14 protein-coding genes and 1 other annotated feature are annotated in these 18,600 nt (G+C 36.3%); of the genes, 10 read left to right on the plus strand and 4 right to left on the minus strand.

Annotated elements, in window-relative coordinates:
- Positions 1 to 582: a class I SAM-dependent methyltransferase gene (locus tag NSU17_RS13380; RefSeq protein WP_340705512.1), complete on the minus strand. Its 582-nt coding sequence runs from the start codon at positions 580 to 582 to the stop codon at positions 1 to 3.
- Complete coding sequence (locus NSU17_RS13385) at positions 579 to 1,535, minus strand: TIGR01212 family radical SAM protein (RefSeq protein WP_340705233.1); 957 nt, start codon at positions 1,533 to 1,535, stop codon at positions 579 to 581. The genes NSU17_RS13380 and NSU17_RS13385 overlap by 4 nt, the downstream gene beginning before the upstream one ends.
- A 620-nt stretch (positions 1,536 to 2,155) precedes the next feature.
- On the opposite strand from NSU17_RS13385, the gene NSU17_RS13390 reads away from it, so the two are divergent.
- The 7 genes from NSU17_RS13390 to cysI all read left to right on the plus strand — a co-directional run bounded on the left by NSU17_RS13390 (position 2,156) and on the right by cysI (position 11,969).
- On the plus strand, positions 2,156 to 3,280 hold the full coding sequence (locus NSU17_RS13390; RefSeq protein WP_339287653.1) for an IS4 family transposase: 1,125 nt from the start codon (positions 2,156 to 2,158) through the stop codon (positions 3,278 to 3,280).
- A 201-nt stretch (positions 3,281 to 3,481) separates the two neighbouring features.
- Positions 3,482 to 3,694, plus strand: a binding site (T-box leader).
- Positions 3,695 to 3,838: 144 nt separating this feature from the next.
- Complete coding sequence (gene leuS / locus NSU17_RS13395) at positions 3,839 to 6,253, plus strand: leucine--tRNA ligase (RefSeq protein WP_340705234.1); 2,415 nt, start codon at positions 3,839 to 3,841, stop codon at positions 6,251 to 6,253.
- Between the two features lie 464 nt (positions 6,254 to 6,717).
- Positions 6,718 to 7,485, plus strand: coding sequence for a uroporphyrinogen-III C-methyltransferase (gene cobA / locus NSU17_RS13400; RefSeq protein WP_340705235.1), 768 nt, complete (start codon positions 6,718 to 6,720; stop codon positions 7,483 to 7,485).
- Positions 7,486 to 7,494: 9 nt separating this feature from the next.
- On the plus strand, positions 7,495 to 8,247 hold the full coding sequence (locus NSU17_RS13405) for a sirohydrochlorin chelatase (protein WP_340705236.1): 753 nt from the start codon (positions 7,495 to 7,497) through the stop codon (positions 8,245 to 8,247).
- Positions 8,248 to 8,281: 34 nt separating this feature from the next.
- The gene (locus NSU17_RS13410) at positions 8,282 to 8,395 is read left to right on the plus strand and encodes a DUF2292 domain-containing protein (protein WP_408056479.1); all 114 of its coding nucleotides are present in this window, start codon (positions 8,282 to 8,284) and stop codon (positions 8,393 to 8,395) included.
- A gap of 32 nt (positions 8,396 to 8,427) precedes the next feature.
- Complete coding sequence (locus NSU17_RS13415) at positions 8,428 to 10,224, plus strand: assimilatory sulfite reductase (NADPH) flavoprotein subunit (RefSeq protein WP_340705237.1); 1,797 nt, start codon at positions 8,428 to 8,430, stop codon at positions 10,222 to 10,224.
- 14 nt (positions 10,225 to 10,238) lie between these two features.
- Positions 10,239 to 11,969 carry an assimilatory sulfite reductase (NADPH) hemoprotein subunit gene (gene cysI / locus NSU17_RS13420; protein ID WP_340705238.1) on the plus strand — a complete coding sequence of 577 codons (1,731 nt, stop codon included), beginning with the start codon at positions 10,239 to 10,241 and terminating at the stop codon, positions 11,967 to 11,969.
- Between the two features lie 94 nt (positions 11,970 to 12,063).
- Here cysI and NSU17_RS13425 read toward each other — a convergent pair whose 3' ends face one another.
- Entirely contained in the window at positions 12,064 to 13,314 is a 1,251-nt protein-coding gene (locus NSU17_RS13425; protein ID WP_340705239.1) for a BaiN/RdsA family NAD(P)/FAD-dependent oxidoreductase, read from the minus strand.
- Between the two features lie 290 nt (positions 13,315 to 13,604).
- Between NSU17_RS13425 and asnB the strand changes: the two genes are divergently transcribed.
- From asnB to NSU17_RS13440, 3 genes are all read left to right on the plus strand, one after another.
- Entirely contained in the window at positions 13,605 to 15,458 is a 1,854-nt protein-coding gene (gene asnB / locus NSU17_RS13430) for an asparagine synthase (glutamine-hydrolyzing) (RefSeq protein ID WP_339288207.1), read from the plus strand.
- A gap of 265 nt (positions 15,459 to 15,723) precedes the next feature.
- Positions 15,724 to 17,337, plus strand: coding sequence for a putative polysaccharide biosynthesis protein (locus NSU17_RS13435; protein WP_340705240.1), 1,614 nt, complete (start codon positions 15,724 to 15,726; stop codon positions 17,335 to 17,337).
- Positions 17,338 to 17,349: 12 nt separating this feature from the next.
- On the plus strand, positions 17,350 to 18,075 hold the full coding sequence (locus NSU17_RS13440; RefSeq protein WP_096551610.1) for a pseudouridine synthase: 726 nt from the start codon (positions 17,350 to 17,352) through the stop codon (positions 18,073 to 18,075).
- A 68-nt stretch (positions 18,076 to 18,143) separates the two neighbouring features.
- Here NSU17_RS13440 and NSU17_RS13445 read toward each other — a convergent pair whose 3' ends face one another.
- Entirely contained in the window at positions 18,144 to 18,365 is a 222-nt protein-coding gene (locus NSU17_RS13445; protein ID WP_026018962.1) for a DeoR family transcriptional regulator, read from the minus strand.
- Positions 18,366 to 18,600 lie beyond the last annotated feature (235 nt).

Raw genomic sequence — 18,600 nt, forward strand, 5'->3', positions numbered from 1 at the left:
TTATTTTAAGCCCGGCAGTTTTTTTATTTTCTCCAAAGCGATGATAAACGGAGGGTCGTTTTTTTGATTAATGAATTCATAGCGAAGAACGTGAACATATTTTTGAGGAAGAGATTTTACAAATTCAATCACCGCATCTCTTTCCTCTTTCCCACCTTCGTGACCATGGTAAATCACTAAAACAATCATGCCGCCAATCTTTAAAAGTGATAGTAATTGTTCAATTGCAGAAATAGTTGTTTCTCCTTTGGTGATAATGTCATGATTTCCACCAGGTAAGTAGCCTAAATTAAAGACAGCCCCCGCAACTTCTTCTTGAACATATTTAGAAAGTTGTTCGTGTCCATCTAAAATGACACGGGCTCTATGTTCTAATCCGTTTTCTTTTAATCGTTGGATTGTTGCATCTACTGCTTGTTGTTGGATATCAAAGGCATAGACAAAACCAGTCTCCCCTACAAGGTTTGCTAAAAATAATGTATCGTGGCCGTTTCCAGCGGTTGCATCAACGGCGATATCACCTTCATTAATTACAGATGATAATAAAGTTTTTGCGTAAGGTAAAACCCGTTCTAGCATTATTTGTTCACTTCCGCCTTATAATATTTTCCTTGCCAGGAGTTTCTACGTTCTAATTCAGCATCAATGCCGTTTAACACTTCCCATTTGTTCACGCTCCACATTGGTCCAATCATTAACTCTATCGGTCCATCACCGGTAATGCGATGGATGATCATGTTTGGCGGAAGAATTTCTAATTGGTCTGCTACAAGTTTGATATACTCTTCTCTTTCAAGGAATTGCAACATGCCTTTTTCATATTGTTTTACCATCGGTGTTCCTTTTAATAAATGCAAGAGATGAATTTTGATGCCTTGAACATCTAACTTAGCCACTTCACGTGCCGTTTCCATCATCATATCGTAATCTTCTAATGGTAAACCGTTAATGATGTGGGTACAAACACGTATATTATGTTTGCGAAGTTTCTCGACTCCTTCAACATATGTAGCATAATCATGAGCTCGATTGATTAAATTCGCTGTTCTTTCATGTACCGTTTGCAGTCCCATTTCAACCCATAAAAATGTTCTTTCATTTAATTCTGCCAAATATTCTACGACGTCATCTGGTAGACAATCGGGGCGAGTAGCGATGCTTAAACCCATTACCCCTTCACAATTTAGTGCAGCTTCAAATTTCTCTTTTAAAACAGGTAGAGGTGCGTGAGTATTTGTATATGCTTGGAAATAGGCCATTGTTTTACCGTCTTTCCATTTATTCTGCATTTTTGCTTTAATTTTTTCGAATTGGACCGGAATTGGGTCAACTCGATCACCGGCAAAATCCCCACTGCCGGCAGCGCTGCAGAAAGTACAACCTCCATATGCCACTGTTCCGTCTCGATTCGGACAATCAAAGCCTGCATCTAATGCTACTTTATATACTTTATGGCCAAACTGATCACGCAAATATCGATTCCATGTATAATAACGTTTCCCATCGGAAGGGAATGGAAATTGTTGCTCTGTCAATTGTTTCACTCCTTACTGGTATTCACGAAAACATTTGCATTTTGTTGGGTTAGATGTTGATTCATGAGCGGAATACCATTACACATTATAACATTGAAGAGGAAGCGTTGTAATCTTATTAATATTGCTTATATGATTTATATTAAAATTTACAATATTGGTTATAATAGGTAATAATATATCAATCATGAAGAATAAAGGGGAGTTTAAGGTTGATATTTCAAATAATGGGGATAGGAAATGTTATTGGATTCATCATGTTCTTTTTTATTTATCTTCTAAGCATGATACTGGGTTTTTTCAAGCATTCCACATTTTTTGCTCTAGCCATTATCGGATTTGGGGGAGCGGTTTATTACGTTGTTCGAATTGTTTCAAATATACTGAAGGAAATAAAGAAAAGAAATACAGAATAACTGGTGAAAAACTAGCCATATGAGGAAATTTAGTCTAAAATAATATACATTAAGATTTGTATTCATAGGCACTAGCGTCGCATTAAAATAATTTAACACCTTCAAATAAACCGAATTTTCTGAAATATAATCTGAACACAAAAAAATCCTTTATAATGGTTGGGTGGTAGTAAACCATCCAAATCCAATACAAAGGACGAAACTATGGATAAGTTTACACGAAAAACATCATTTGAACAATGGTTTTCACCGATTAATCGTCCATTATTTGACGACCTAGTGAAAACACATCAATTAAATCACTATACCAAGAAGCTTTATATGGCTTCATTTATGAAACTGCTTTTGTATGCCCAACTCCATGAAACCGAGAGTTTACGGGCGTTGAGTGACGCTGTCTTTTTAGAAGAATTACAACGAGCAACGGGATTGGAATCGATTAGTTTTTCACAGTTAGGGAGACGAATCAATACCATCCCAACTGAGTTCTTTCAAACGATTTTTCTCGATTTAGTGGCACAAATTCATCGGAAAACCAATTTCCAAACAAGAAGAAAAGTGACAACGCCTTTGAAAATCATTGATTCGAGTACATTACCGCTTAATTTGACCAATCATAAGTGGGCAGAGTTTCGAAAAACAAAATCAGGAGTAAAGCTTCACTTACGACTTGTTTTTATGGAAAAAGGACTCTCCTATCCAGATAAAGCCGTACTCACGAATGCCAACGAACATGATCGTGGTCAACTAGAAGTATTCGTGGATGACAAAGAATGCATGTACGTGTTTGATCGTGGTTACTTGGATTATGGGCGCTTTGATCAAATGACGGAAGATGGCTATTTCTTTGTGACCCGTTTGCGTAAAAACGCTGTTGTCCGAGTGTTAGAATCCTTTTCGTTACCAGAAGATTCACCCGTATTCTCTGATGAAATGGTTGTCATTGGAACACCACAAAATCGTTCTGAAAACGTGTTTCGCTTACTCAAATTGCATGATACAAAAGGAAATGAGCTTCATTTACTGACAAATCGGTTTGACATTGACGCAGATGAAATTGCAGAAATCTACCAATCACGTTGGGCAATCGAACTTTTTTTCAAATGGATGAAACAACATCTGAACATTAAAAAGTTTTTTGGTCACAGTGAACAAGCTGTACATAATCAAGTGTACGTAGCCATGATAGTGTACTGTCTGAATGTTTTAGCTCAGTTGAACACGAATAGCGAACGCAGTTACTTACAAATTAGTCGCTATTTGAAGGCTTCTTTGTGGAAATCCGCTCACATTTGGTTACGAAAAATCGAAGGAAACGGCGTCCCATAAAGGTTTGCCAGTCGCTGTTGCACAAGTCATAGGTTATAGTAAAAAAATGGATGTTTACTACCCTCGCTTAGGCGTTTTCGTTTTTTCTCTAAAGTCCAGAAAAAATAAAACTGAAAATTCAGACATCATTTATGCGACGCTAGTGATTCATAGGGCTTGTATAATTTCTATATTTCCATTAAAATGAATTCATTGAAAATATGTACGACTAGGAGAAGGAATAGTAGATTTTGACGCTTTAACAGAGAGCTAGCGGTTGGTGGGAGCTAGTAAGCAGACAAATCGAACTCGCCTTTGAGTCTGTTTTAGTGAAAAGTAGTAGCTAAAACCGTTCACCGCGTTAAGGGTATGAGCTGAGTGCATGTGTCACTAATTTGGGTGGTACCGCGGGAGTAACATACTCTCGTCCCTTCTCTTTGGGTTGGGGCGAGTTTTTTTTATTTTTTTAAAAATTCCGTTAATTCTACCACTTTTAGGATAATATACGGATAGGCAATTTATTGTTTCACGTATGTAGTAAAAAAGGTTGCAATAAATTAGGTCAAGGAGGAAGTACCCGTGAGTTACAATCATCGAGAAATTGAGAAGAAATGGCAGACGTATTGGGCGCAAAATAAAACCTTTAAAACATTAAACGATAATTCGAAACCTAAATTTTACGCATTGGACATGTTCCCTTATCCATCTGGATCAGGTTTGCATGTAGGTCACCCAGAAGGCTATACAGCGACAGATATATTATCTCGTTATAAACGCATGCAAGGTTATGATGTCCTTCATCCAATGGGATGGGATGCGTTTGGACTCCCTGCTGAGCAATATGCATTAGATACAGGTAACGATCCTGCAGAGTTCACTCAACAAAATATCGAGAACTTCAAACGTCAAATTCAAGAATTAGGATTTTCATATGACTGGGATCGGGAAATCAATACAACAGATCCAGAATATTATAAATGGACACAATGGATTTTTATTCAATTATATAAACATGGATTAGCATACATTGATGAGGTACCTGTAAACTGGTGTCCAGCTCTTGGTACTGTGCTTGCCAATGAAGAAGTTATTGATGGTAAATCAGAACGCGGAGGGCATCCGGTAATACGTAAACCAATGAAACAGTGGATGCTAAAAATTACAGCATACGCTGACCGCTTATTGGAAGATTTAGATGAGTTGGATTGGCCTGAAAGCATTAAAGAAATGCAAAGAAATTGGATTGGCCGTTCAGAAGGTGCTGAAGTTACATTTACTGTACAAGGTACTGACAAACAATTCCGTGTGTTCACAACACGTCCTGACACATTGTTCGGAGCGACATATTGTGTTCTTGCACCGGAACATGATTTAGTAAAAGAAATTACGACTCCTGAACAAAAAGAACAAGTGGATGCTTATATTGAACAAGTACAGTCTAAATCTGATTTAGAACGTACAGATTTAGCAAAAGAAAAAACAGGTGTATTTACTGGTGCATATGCCATTAACCCTGTTAACGGAAAAGCTATTCCAATTTGGATTGCGGACTATGTGCTTTCTTCATATGGAACAGGTGCTATTATGGCGGTTCCTGCACATGACGAACGTGACTATGAATTTGCGAAAAAGTTCAATTTACCAATCATTCCTGTTTTAGAAGGCGGAAATATTGAAGAAGAAGCGTTTACTGGAGATGGACCACATATCAACTCCGATTTCCTAAATGGTTTAGGAAAAGATGATGCAATTAAGAAAGCCATCGAGTGGTTGGAAGAAAAAGGCGTAGGAGAAAGAAAAGTATCTTATCGTCTGCGTGATTGGTTATTTAGCCGTCAACGTTATTGGGGCGAGCCAATTCCGATTATCCATTGGGAAGATGGCACAATGACAACAGTACCTGAGGAAGAGTTACCTCTTCGCTTGCCTAAAACAAATGATATTCGCCCAAGTGGTACAGGAGAATCTCCACTAGCAAATATTGAAGATTGGGTAAATGTCGTAGATCCGAAAACAGGTAAGAAAGGTCGTCGTGAAACTAATACAATGCCTCAATGGGCAGGATCCAGCTGGTATTTCTTGCGCTATATCGACCCAAATAACAAAGAAAAACTTGCAGATGAAGAGCTTTTAAAGCGCTGGTTGCCAGTAGATATTTACATTGGTGGGGCGGAACATGCCGTTCTTCACTTGCTATACGCTCGCTTCTGGCATAAATTCTTATACGATATTGGCGTTGTTCCAACGAAAGAACCATTCCAAAAATTATTCAACCAAGGAATGATTTTAGGAGAAAATAATGAAAAAATGTCTAAATCAAGAGGTAACGTTGTAAACCCTGACGACATTGTGAGAAGCCATGGTGCAGACACGTTGAGACTTTATGAAATGTTCATGGGTCCTCTAGATGCTTCTGTTGCATGGTCTACGAAGGGGCTAGATGGAGCAAGACGCTTCTTAGATCGAATTTGGAGACTGTTTGTAAACGAAGATGGGACACTTTCTAATAAAATTCAAGAGTCCGATGATAAAACGCTGGAAAAAGTTTATCATCAAACAGTAAAGAAAGTGACTGAAGACTACGATCACTTACATTTCAATACAGCAATTTCTCAACTAATGGTGTTCATCAATGAATGTTATAAAGTTGAAGTAGTACCAAAAGAGTATGCAGAAGGCTTTGTAAAAATGCTTTCTCCAATTGCACCACATATTGGTGAAGAACTTTGGTCAATTTTAGGCCATGAGGGTACGATTACATATGAACCTTGGCCAACTTATGATGAATCAAAACTCGTTGATGATGAAGTTGAAATTGTAGTTCAAGTTAACGGGAAAGTCCGCTCAAAAGTGAAAGTAGCGAAAGATGCATCAAAAGAACAATTAGAAGAAATTGCAAAAGAAGATGAAAAAGTGAAAGAACTTGTTGAAGGAAAAGAAATTGTTAAAGTGATTACCATTCAAGGAAAACTTGTCAATATTGTTGTGAAATAAAAAGCATTTGTTGAAAACAATGGCTCAAAAGTAAGAAATCTTTTGAGTCATTGTTATTTTTATGTAAATAATTCTTACTAAATTTATAGAATTATAAAAATTCTATTGACTTATCAAGTTTTTAACCTTATTATTTATACCAAATTACTATGAATTAAAGTGCTGACTAGAAAACTAGAGGCCGTAATATTCTCCGGATGAACCATAAAGACACGAGTACTTGTGTTCAAGGGGATATTATGGCCTTTTTGTTAATGTAAGTTTTTAAATCGGGTTGTAATTGGTTTGGCTGATTTAAAAAAATGAATCCATTATTCTTAATTTGGAAAAAAGTATTGAAAAGCTATAGGGTATTTCGTAATATATAAAAAACATAAAACTTAGTTGTTTTATAAGAATTTAAGGTTTTTAGTATTCATGATCATCATTGATTGTATATTTCAGGAAAAACGTGAGGGAACAAAATGGGAAAAGTATATATTGTAGGGGCTGGTCCTGGCAGTGTCGATTTAATAACGGTAAAAGGTTTGAGATGTCTTCAACAAGCAGATGTTATTTTGTACGACCGTCTTGTATCAAAAGAGTTGCTTTCTTATGCGAAACAAAACGCTGAACTAATCTTTGTCGGAAAGTTACCAAAATTACATAATGTCATACAAGAGCGAATTAACCAATTGCTTGTACACCATGCAAAAAGAGGGAAAATTGTTACAAGGTTGAAAGGAGGAGACCCTTTCGTATTTGGGCGTGGGGCAGAAGAAGCAGAGGTCTTGAGGGAAGCGGGCATTCCGTTTGAAATTGTGCCAGGCATTACCTCTGGTATTGCTGCTCCTGCATATGCTGGAATTCCTGTAACTCATAGAGATTTTGGTTCGAGCTTTGCGATCATTACTGGTCATATGAGAGAGGGAAAAGACGAAGGTATTGATTGGAAAGGTTTGGCAGAATCAGTCGATACGTTAGCAATTTATATGGGTATTGGTAATTTGCCATACATTACAGAGCAATTGTTGAAATATAAACGAAATCCAACTACTCCTGTAGCATTAATTGAATGGGGAACTACCGATCATCAAAGAGTTGTTACGGGTACGTTAGAAACAATTGTAAGAATCGCAAACAAAGAGAAGATTCAAAAACCTTCAATGATTATAGTAGGAGAAGTTGTAAACATGCGTGAAAAGATTGCGTGGTTTGAAGAATGTCAGTCGACTTTACGCGAAACTATGTAAACAGGAGAGATGAGATTGCAAGCATTGTTGTATGTTGCTCATGGTAGCCGAGTAAAAGAGGGGGTAAAAGAAGCGATTCAGTTTATTGAAACAGTAAAACCCTATATCGATGTTGGCATTCAAGAATATTGTTTTTTAGAACTGGCAGAACCATCGATTTTAAAAGGGATAGAGCAATGTGTTTCGAAAGGAGCAACATGCATTACAGTAATCCCACTATTATTGCTTTCTGCAAATCATGCAAAAATCGATATTCCATCTGAAATCGAACAAGCAAAAAGACGATATCCTTTTGTTACCTTTACGATTGGAAAACCTCTCGGCGTTCATGAAAAGCTTATTCATAGTTTACACAGCCGAGTAATGGAACAAAGTCCAGTAGACCCAAAGAAAACGGAGATTTTGTTGATTGGGAGGGGAAGCAGTGATCCAAGTGTACAGAAGGAACTAGGAGAAATTGCAAAACTCCTTCAACAAACATACGAATATGCAAAAGTTGATATTTGCTTTTTGTATGGTAACGGACCATCCTTCGACGAAAAATTAATGAAATTAAATGACAGCAAAAATCGGGTATTCATAATTCCTTATTTGTTATTTACAGGGTTATTAAAATTAGGCATTGAGAAAAGGGTAGCGAAACAAGGATTTTCGAAAGAACAAGTGGTGTTGTGTGAATGTTTAGGTTATGACGACAATGTGCGTCAAGTTTTTATTGAGAGAATTGAAGAATCACTATATTCATTTGTAGGGAGTGATTGAAATGGATAAAAAACAACAAAATTTTGAGAAGGCAATGGAAAGCATTAAAAAAATGATTAGCACAATGAATTATGGTTCAATCACTTTAATTGTTCAAGATAATTTTATAATTCAAATCGAAAAAAACGAAAAGATTCGATTGAAGTAAAAAAATAATTTTATTTTATCGAGGTGTGCAGAGTGTTAGAAGTCATCAATAGTCCATTTAATGAAAAACAAGTAAAGCAGTTAAATGAAGTGTTAGCAACGTTAACTCTCCAACAAAAAATTTGGTTAACTGGATATTTAACTGCAAGTGCGAACATTGGCGTTATAGAGGCTCCTAGAGAAATGACTCAACAAGCCGTTGCATCTTCCCCAATTCAAAAACATGTGACAATCCTTTATGCCAGTCAAACTGGAAACGCACAAAAACTTGCAGAAAAGTTTGGCGACCAGCTTCAACAGATAGGTTTAGAAGTTTCGGTTTCATCAATGAGTGATTATAAAACGAATGCGTTGAAAAAGGTTCAATATTTACTGATTGTAGCAAGTACCCACGGCGAAGGGGAGCCACCAGATAATGCGATCGCTTTCCACAGCTTTTTACATGGAAAACGAGCGCCAAAATTGAATCATGTACAATACGCTGTTCTTTCGTTAGGCGACTCTAGCTATGAATATTTCTGTCAAACTGGTAAAGATTTTGATATTCAGCTAGAAAAACTAGGGGCAAAACGACTAGTGGAACGGGTTGATTGTGATGTTGATTATGCAGAACAAGCACAAAAATGGTTTGAAGCGGTAAAGGAAAAATTGCATAGTGAATTTACACAATTTACTCCTTTTGAACAAGAAGCAGCGGCGGCTGTATTACAAGAAGAGACGAAATATTCACGCAAAAATCCATTTGTTGCAGAAATCATTGAAAAGATTAATTTAAATGGTCAAGGTTCCAATAAAGAAACGATTCATTTGGAACTTTCTCTTGAAAACTCAGGAATTGCTTTTGAACCTGGAGATTGTTTAGCCATCATCCCGATTAACAATCAAAATCTTGTAAACTCTTTAATTTCTGCATTAGGATTTGAGGCGAACACAAAAGTCGATGTGGATGGAATAGCCGTTACACTTGAAGAAGCCCTATTAAAAACATTTGAAATAACACTTTTAACAAAACCGTTAATGAAGAAAATCGCAGAGTATACGGAAAATAAAGATTTCCATGCATTAATCGAAAATCAGGAAACTTTAAAACAATTTATAAATGGTCGAGACTTATTAGATGTTGTGGAACAATTTGGACCATTTAAATGGGATGCTCAACATTTCATCAACTGTTTACGTAAAATTCCTGCTAGACAATATTCCATTTCAAGCAGCTTATTAGCATATCCTGAAGAAGCCCATGTCACAATTGGTGTTGTTCGTTATGAAGTAGATGGTAGAGAAAGACTGGGGGTTTGCTCAACATATGTTGCCGATCAATTAGAAGTGGGAGATCAAGTGCAAGTATATGTTCAGAAAAATCCGAACTTTAAACTGCCAGATGATGATACGCCTATCATTATGATTGGTCCAGGAACAGGTGTTGCTCCGTTTCGAGCATTTATTCAAGAGCGAGAAGAGCGAGGTGCTAGTGGAGAAAATTGGTTGTTCTTTGGAGAACAACATTTCGTAACAGATTTCCTATATCAAAGGGAATGGTTAAACTGGCTTAAATCTGGAGTGTTGACGAAGCTAGATATTGCTTTTTCCCGAGACCAAGAAGAAAAAGTATATGTACAACATAAAATGCTTAAACGTGCAAAAGAATTGTATGCATGGTTAGAAAAAGGGGCAGCTGTTTACGTCTGCGGTGATAAAAACATGGCAAAAGATGTGCAAGAGACATTGCTCCAAATTATTCAACAGGAAGGCAACAAGTCGGAAGAGGATGCATTGGAATATTTAGAAGAATTGCGTAAGCAAAAACGTTATCAGCGGGATGTTTACTAAAGGAGGAAGCAAACGTGACAAAAAAAATTGTGTTACCACCCCAAGAGGGAAAACCTAGTGATGTAGAGGAGATTAAGCAAGCAAGTAACTATTTGCGTGGAACATTGGCTGAATCTTTTCAAGATGAAGTTACATCCGGTATTCCTGATTGGGATAATCGATTATTAAAATTCCATGGAAGTTATTTGCAAGATGACAGGGATCAAAGGGTAGAAAGGGAACGTAAAAAATTAGAGCCGGCATACCAATTTATGGTGCGTTTGCGTATGCCAGCTGGAGTTGCAAAACCAAATCAATGGATAAAATTAGATGAACTGGCTGATAAATATGGAAACGGTTCAATCAAAATTACAACACGACAAACAATCCAATTCCATGGAATTTTAAAATGGAATATGAAAAAACATTTACAAGAGTTAAATAGTATTTTGCTTGATACAATTGCTGCATGTGGAGACGTAAATCGCAACGTCATGTGTAATGCAAATCCTTATCAATCTAAACTGCATCAAGAAGTATCTGATTACGCAGCAAAAATCAGCCAACATTTATTGCCTCGAACAAACGCTTATTATGAAATCTGGTTAGATCATGAAAAAGTTGTAGATACGCATGAGGAACAAGAACCTATTTACGGTGCTCTTTATTTACCACGTAAATTTAAAATTGGTATCGCTGTTCCACCTGCTAATGATGTAGATGTCTTTTCTCAAGATATCGGCTTAATTGCCATTGTTGAAAATGATGAATTGGTTGGTTTCAATGTGGCAATCGGTGGAGGAATGGGAATGACTCATGGGGATACAAACACTTATCCTCAGTTAGCGAGAATTATAGGATATGTTTCGAAAGATAAAATCGTTGATGTTTGTGAAAAAATTATGACTGTACAGCGAGACTACGGTAATCGTTCAGTACGTAAATATGCTCGCTTCAAATACACCATCGATCGACTTGGTTTAGAAAATGTGAAGAAAGAAATCGAAAAACGATTAGGATATGAATTTGAAGAAGCTCGTGACTTCCGTTTTGAACACACGGGCGATCGTTATGGTTGGGTTAAAGGGGAAGATGGTAAATATCATTTCACATTATTTATTCAAAATGGCCGTGTCCGCGATTTTGAAAATTATCCATTAAAAACCGCATTACGAGAAATTGCTGAAATTCATAAAGGTGAGTTTCGCTTCACAGGAAATCAAAATTTAGTCATTGCCAATGTAAGCCCAAGATCGAAAAAAAACATTGATAAAATCATTGAAAAATATCAATTAACGGAAAGTGACAATTACTCAGCTCTACGCAGAAATTCGATCGCTTGTGTTGCATTGCCAACTTGCGGATTGGCGATGGCTGAGTCTGAGCGGTATTTACCTACCCTTATTCAAAAAATTGAACCAATTTTAAAAGAATACGGCTTATTTGATCAAGATATTGTGATTCGGATGTCTGGCTGTCCGAATGGTTGTTCTAGAGCAGCTATGGCTGAAATTGGATTCATCGGAAAAGGTCCTGGAAAATACAATTTACATTTAGGAGGAAGTTTCCAAGGTACTCGACTTGCTAAATTGTATAAAGAAAATATAGGAGAAGAAGAAATATTAGCTACTTTAAAGCCGATTTTTGAACATTATGCAAATGAGCGGCTTGAAGGAGAGTATTTAGGAGATTTCGTCATCCGTGCTGGATATGTAGATGCAGTTGCGGATGGAAGGGAATTCCATAAAGAGAAAACAAACGCATAAACATATTTTTCATTTCATTCTTCTGCCATGTCGAAAAGGGAATTAAGTAAAAAATTCTCTCCTGTTCGATAAGACATGGCAGAAGCAATGAAATTTATTTTCCTGCATTCATTCCTGCAATACGTCCTGTTACAAGAGCACTTGTAATATTATAGCCTCCCGTATAACCATGAATATCTAAAATTTCACCACAAAAATATAATCCCTTCTTTTTCTTCGAGGCCATCGTTTTAGGATCAATTTCCTTAATGGACACACCACCACCAGTAACAAATGCTTTTTCTAAAGGCAGCGTACCATGGACATCCATTGTAAATGATACAAGCTCATGAGCTAATTTTCGTATATGTTCTTGTGAAATTTCTGCGCAAGATTTTGAAGCATCGATATTTGCTCTTTCAAGTAAAAATAATAGCCATCTCTCAGGAGCTAACGGTTTTAATAAATTTTTTATCGATTTTTTCGGTTCCTTTTTTAGAAGTTGATTTAAGTATTGGAAACAAGTTTCTTCATTATAGTTGGTTAAGGTTTGTATACGAATTGGAACAGGTGCACCACTATTTTTCTTTAATTCTTTCACAACAAATTGGCTACACCGCAATATGGCTGGTCCACTTATCCCAAAGTGAGTAAAGAGCATGTCCATTTGATGAGTAATAATGGGTTTTCCTTTTTTATTTAATACGGAAACCGCTACATCTCTTAATGATAAACCTTGCAAGTCCCGAGATTGAATAAAAGGCTCCTTCGATATAATCGGCACCTCTGTCGGGAATAATTCTGTAACTGTATGACCTGCTCGTTCTGCCCAAGGATATCCATCTCCAGTCGAACCAGTTTGAGGAACCGCTTTGCCGCCAACTGCCACGATTACTGTTTTTGAACGAATTTCAGAACCATCTTGTAGACGAACCCCTAAAACTTTTTCATCATCCATTAATATTTTGCTGACAGAAGTTTGTAATCGTACTTCTACGTTCAAGCGGTTTAATTCACGCGTCAAGGCATCAACCACATCTTGTGCTCGGTTGGAGACAGGAAACATGCGCCCGTGATCCTCTTCCTTAAGCGGTACACCTAATCTTTCAAAAAATTGTATGATATCTTCGTTATTAAAAATGGAAAAGGCGCTATAAAGAAAACGACCATTGCCCGGTATATGTTTAATGATTTCCTCAACCGGTAATCGGTTGGTAACATTGCAGCGACCGCCGCCAGAAATCGCAAGTTTTTTTCCAAGTTTATTTCCTTTTTCAATTAGCAAGACTTTTTTCTTTTGTTCACCAGCCGCTATAGCTGCCATTAAACCGGATGGACCGCCTCCGATTACAATACAGTCGTACATAGGAAAATCTCTCTTTCATTTAGATTTTTTTCAATTTATATTATACACGCTGGATGGATGAAAATATAAATCTTTTGGAATTGTAAAAAGGAATAGCATTTGGAAAAAATATAAGTAGCAAGTCCATATAGAAAAATTATCTAGAAATTGTCTAGCTTTGTCGAGTTTAGTACAATTGAGAAGATTCATTGAATCTTAAGTAGAATCGTTTTATAATCATAATTCGGTATGATTACGGAGCAATTTCTGATAAAATAATTTTGTTATGCAGAAAGTTGAGGCGAAAAGTAATGTGTGGATTTATTGGATATATACATGGAACGGAGAAAATAGACCATCACCAAACAATTGAAAAAATGATGGATACAATTATACATCGTGGACCAGACAGCGGAGGCATACATATTGATGAAAAAGTTTCCCTAGGATTTCGTCGTCTAAGCATCATCGATTTAACTGATGCAGCAAATCAGCCTCTCTATAGTGAGGATGGAAGCATCGTTTTGGTTTTTAACGGGGAAATTTATAATTTCCAACAATTGCGGGAAGAGCTAATTAATAAAGGCTATCAATTTAAAACGAAATCAGACAGCGAAGTGCTGATTTATAGTTACATGGAATATGGTGAAGAGTTTGTAAAACAACTGCGCGGTATGTTTGCCTTTTGTATTTGGGATAAAAACCGCAATCAAATGATGATAGCCCGCGATGGTTTTGGAATTAAGCCGTTATATTATACAAAAAATACAAAAGATAATACGTTCATTTTCGGATCTGAAATTAAATCATTTTTGCCCCATCCTTCATTTATTAAAGAATTAAATAAAGATGCTTTACGTCCGTACTTAACATTCCAATATTCATCTATGGACGAAACGTTCTTTAAAGGAGTTTATAAATTACGACCTGCCCACTACATGATCATTAAAGAGGGCAAAATCGTAAAAATGGAAAAATATTGGGATAAAAAATACCATGCGAAAGATGGCACGTTGGAACATTATGTTGAAGAAATCCAAAAAACAGTGAAAGAATCAGTTGAGGCCCACAAAATAAGTGATGTGAAAGTTGGTTCCTTTTTATCTGGAGGGATTGATTCCAGTTACGTAACTTCATTATTGCGCCCGAATACATCTTTCTCTGTTGGATTTAAAAATTACGAAAAAATGTTCAACGAAACGGATCATGCAAAAGAATTATCCGATATTCTCAATATCGAAAATAAACGCACATATGTATCTGCTGATGATGTATTTGAAAAACTGCCTACCATTCAATGGCATATGGATGAACCACAATCCAACCCTTCATCGGTACCGCTTTATTTCCTTTGTGAATTAGCGAGTAAAGATGTAACGGTTGTTTTATCTGGGGAAGGAGCAGACGAGATTTTCGGAGGTTATGAATGGTACCAACCTTCGAAGCGAATGGAAACCTATGAAAAAATTCCGTTCGGCTTAAGAAAAATCATTGGAGCTATTGCAAAGAAACTTCCGAAAAATAAATATACGAACTTCTTAATAAAAGGTGGACAAACAATCGAAGAACGCTTCATTGGGGAAGCAGTTGTGTGGGATGAAGAAGATGCCTTAAACGTATTAAAACCAGCTTATCGTACTGGCCCTAGTGTTCATTCAATAACAAAACCGATTTACGATGAAGTACCATATGAAGATGACGTAACGAAAATGCAATATTTAGATTTAAATCTTTGGTTGCCGGGAGATATTTTATTGAAAGCAGATAAGATGAGCATGGCTCATTCTTTGGAACTGCGCGTACCGTTTTTAGATAAAAAAGTGATGGAATTAGCAAAAAACATTCCTACGAATTATCGTGTGAATGAAAAAGATACAAAATTTGCATTAAGGCTTGCTGCTTTAAAAGAGCTTCCTGAAGAATGGGCAAAGCGTCCAAAGCTCGGTTTCCCTGTTCCAATTCGCCATTGGCTTCGAGAAGAGAAGTATTATAATATGGTCAAAGAAGCCTTTCAATCTGATTATGCGAAGGAATTTTTTGATACGAATCAATTAATGAAATATTTAGATGAGCATTACCATAATAAAGTAAATCGCGCAAGATACATTTGGACAGTATATGTTTTCCTTGTGTGGTATAAGCGTTTCTTTATTGATGAGAAATAAAAATGAATTGTTCATGAGTTTGTTTCGTACCGGTTTTCTCTGTATCTGGGGAACCGGTGCGATTCTTTCAATGTTATAGATTTTATAGTTTCTGATAAAGGACTATCTCAAAAGAATATGAGGTAGTGCTTATTTTTTGATGTAAAATTATATACCATGATTATTTACTTGAATTAAAAAGAACTAATAAACTGCATAAACGTTAAAAATACATAATAATGAATGTGATGATTATAAAAAATCCTTTATAGAATGGATGAATTTGATGTCCTCTTTAATGAAAGGTACAGCTATATTAACAATCGGCATGTTTTTATCGAAAGTACTTGGATTAATCTATGTATTCCCTTTTTATGCAATTGTCGGAGAAGAAAACGTCATCCTCTACCAATATGCTTATATTCCATATACCATCATGCTGTCTGTTGCCATTTCCGGCGCACCAGTTGCAGTATCAAAGTTTGTAGCTAAGTATAATACGATTGGCGATTATGAAGCGGGACGGAAGTTGTTAAAATCTGGACTGCTCACAATGATGATCACAGGATTTTTGACATTTTTATTATTAAACTTACTTGCATCACCGATTGCAGAAATCGTCATCCGAAGTGAAGAGCAAGTTTTCACAGTGGAACAAGTGGCATCAGTGATTCGATGGGTTAGTTTTGCTTTAATTGTCGTTCCATTTATGAGTTTGTGGCGTGGCTTTTTCCAAGGATATGGAATTATGGAGCCGACAGCATACTCACAACTAGTGGAACAAATTGTGCGCATTTTATTCTTACTTTGTGCTTCATTCATTGTGATGATCCTTTTAAAAGGGAAAGCTGAAACAGCTATTGCATTATCAGTATTTGCTGCCTTTATCGGAGCAATCGGAGGACTTTTCGTATTATTTTATTATTGGAAAAAATATCGACCTCAAATGAATGAGCTTAGAAGTCAAAGCAGCAGAAACTCTGACATTAAATTAACTGAAATTTATATGGAAGTGATACGCTATTCCATACCGATGATTTTCGTCGGAATCGCCAACCCTCTTTTCCAATTAGTCGATATGTTGACATTTAATAATGCGATGAAAAATATTGGGATGTCAGAAGTATCTGACCTATATTTAAGTATGATTAACTTTACAACTCACAAAGTAGTTATTATTCCCGTAATGCTAGCAACTAGCTTATCTTTAGCACTGGTACCAACGATTGCAAAATATTTCAACAGTGGTGAATTTCAATTATTGAAAGGGGCAATGGATAAGTCTTATCAAATATTATTTTTCATCACATTGCCTGCAGTAATTGGAATTGCATTATTATCTCATGAAATTTACTTCCTTTTGTATGCTCAAAGTGAAATGGGAGCGAAAGTGCTTGCTCACTATGCTCCAGTAGCGATTTTATTCGCTTTATTCCAAGTAACATCCGCACTTTTACAAGGCATTGACTTTCAAAAGTGGATTGTTTTCAGTTTGTTAACAGGTATTCTTATAAAGTTAGTGCTGAATACGCCGCTTATTGAAGCAATGCAAGCGGATGGAGCAATTCTTTCGACAGCAATTGGTTATTCCGTTTCGATTGCCATAAACATCATCGTTTTAAAGAAAGTATTAAATTATCAATCGAAAATTGTATTAAGACGCACTTTTCTCATTGTTATTTTAACAGCTGTGATGGCTGCTTGCGTGTTGTTGGCGCATAAAGGACTAGTATGGTTATTTGGACCAGTTGATAGTAAATTGACCAGTTTAATTGTGGTATCCATTTGTGTCGCGATTGGCGTATATGTTTATGCATTTATAAGCTTTAAAACAGGGTTAGCTCAAAAATTATTAGGAGAGCGAATTTCTCGTATAGCAGGGAAATTCGGGTTAAAGTAGGTGTAGAAAATTATGCGTTTAGATAAAATACTCGCCAATTCTGGATTTGGCTCTCGAAAAGAAGTAAAACAGTTGTTGAAAAAAGAGCATGTGACGGTTGATGGGAAAGTTGTGAAAGATCCTGCCATGCACGTAGACCCAATGAGTCAAGAAATCTTTGTGCTCGGAGAAAAATTAGATTATAAAGAATTCATTTATTTAATGTTGAATAAGCCAAAAGGTGTTATTTCGGCAACGGAAGATCTTCGAGAAAAGACCGTGATTGACTTATTAAGCCCAATCGATCGACACTATCAACCTTTTCCCGTTGGTAGATTAGATAAAGACACTGTAGGATTATTGTTGTTAACGAATGATGGAAATTTAGCCCATCAGCTGTTATCACCGAAAAAACATGTGCCGAAAACCTACTATGCAAAAATTGATGGCGTCGTAACGGAAGAAGATATTTTGGCCTTCAAAGAAGGAGTCGTGTTGGATGATGGCTCGGTTACAAAACCGGGAGAATTGACTATTTTAAAGTCCGGAGATACTTCTGAAATCGAATTAACGATCTACGAAGGTAAATTTCATCAAGTAAAGAGGATGTTTGAAGCTGTCAATAAAAAAGTAATATTTTTAAAACGTTTATCAATGGGGAACTTAACATTGGATTCTAATTTAAAATATGGGGAATATCGTGAGCTAACAGATGAAGAAATAAAATCAATAAGAGAGTATGTGAATAAAAAAGAGTGACCCCAACGTAAGGTCACTCGTTAATTTTCTGTATGCAATAAAATATAGCATATATTGTATTTCTATCTCTATGAAGTTAATTTTACTTTTTTCTTCGTCGTTGTCCATTTGCCTCTACTTGGACTTTCTACCAAGTTGTTAAAGGCTAACACATTCAAATCTCTTTGAATGGTGCGAGGAGTGATGTTAAACTCTTCAACTAAATCCTGTGTAGTTACTGTTCCATTCTCCCGAATGTACAAGTACACGTCTTTAATGCGAGTTAGCATTCTATTTGTAGCGGGTTTCATATTCATGAACCACTCCTTCATCTTAATTCACATGGCAAAGACCAGCGGACGACTAACAAATGAATGAGAGGTCTAAATTTCTGTCCTAGACATCCCCTTTTCAGAATTTTTTGTCAAAAAATACATTTGACAGAATCATTATAGCAATAAACTATTAATTTTTCCACAATTCAAAACGATATAAAGATAATTTTTGTGTTTTATTATTCAAAGAATACGTTAATATAAAGGGTTT

The organism is Ureibacillus sp. FSL K6-2830 (genome assembly GCF_038004145.1).
Lineage (GTDB): Bacteria > Bacillota > Bacilli > Bacillales_A > Planococcaceae > Ureibacillus > Ureibacillus thermosphaericus.

What these genes read in the sequence shown, in the direction of transcription:
- NSU17_RS13390 (WP_339287653.1), top strand. Translation starts at nt 2,156, where the DNA reads ATGGATAAGTTTACACGAAAAACATCATTTGAACAATGGTTTTCACCG.
- cobA (WP_340705235.1), top strand. Translation starts at nt 6,718, where the DNA reads ATGGGAAAAGTATATATTGTAGGGGCTGGTCCTGGCAGTGTCGATTTA.
- NSU17_RS13405 (WP_340705236.1), top strand. Translation starts at nt 7,495, where the DNA reads ATGAGATTGCAAGCATTGTTGTATGTTGCTCATGGTAGCCGAGTAAAA.
- NSU17_RS13410 (WP_408056479.1), top strand. Translation starts at nt 8,282, where the DNA reads ATGGAAAGCATTAAAAAAATGATTAGCACAATGAATTATGGTTCAATC.
- NSU17_RS13425 (WP_340705239.1), bottom strand. Translation starts at nt 13,314, where the DNA reads ATGTACGACTGTATTGTAATCGGAGGCGGTCCATCCGGTTTAATGGCA.
- asnB (WP_339288207.1), top strand. Translation starts at nt 13,605, where the DNA reads ATGTGTGGATTTATTGGATATATACATGGAACGGAGAAAATAGACCAT.
- NSU17_RS13435 (WP_340705240.1), top strand. Translation starts at nt 15,724, where the DNA reads ATGTCCTCTTTAATGAAAGGTACAGCTATATTAACAATCGGCATGTTT.
- NSU17_RS13440 (WP_096551610.1), top strand. Translation starts at nt 17,350, where the DNA reads ATGCGTTTAGATAAAATACTCGCCAATTCTGGATTTGGCTCTCGAAAA.
- NSU17_RS13445 (WP_026018962.1), bottom strand. Translation starts at nt 18,365, where the DNA reads ATGAAACCCGCTACAAATAGAATGCTAACTCGCATTAAAGACGTGTAC.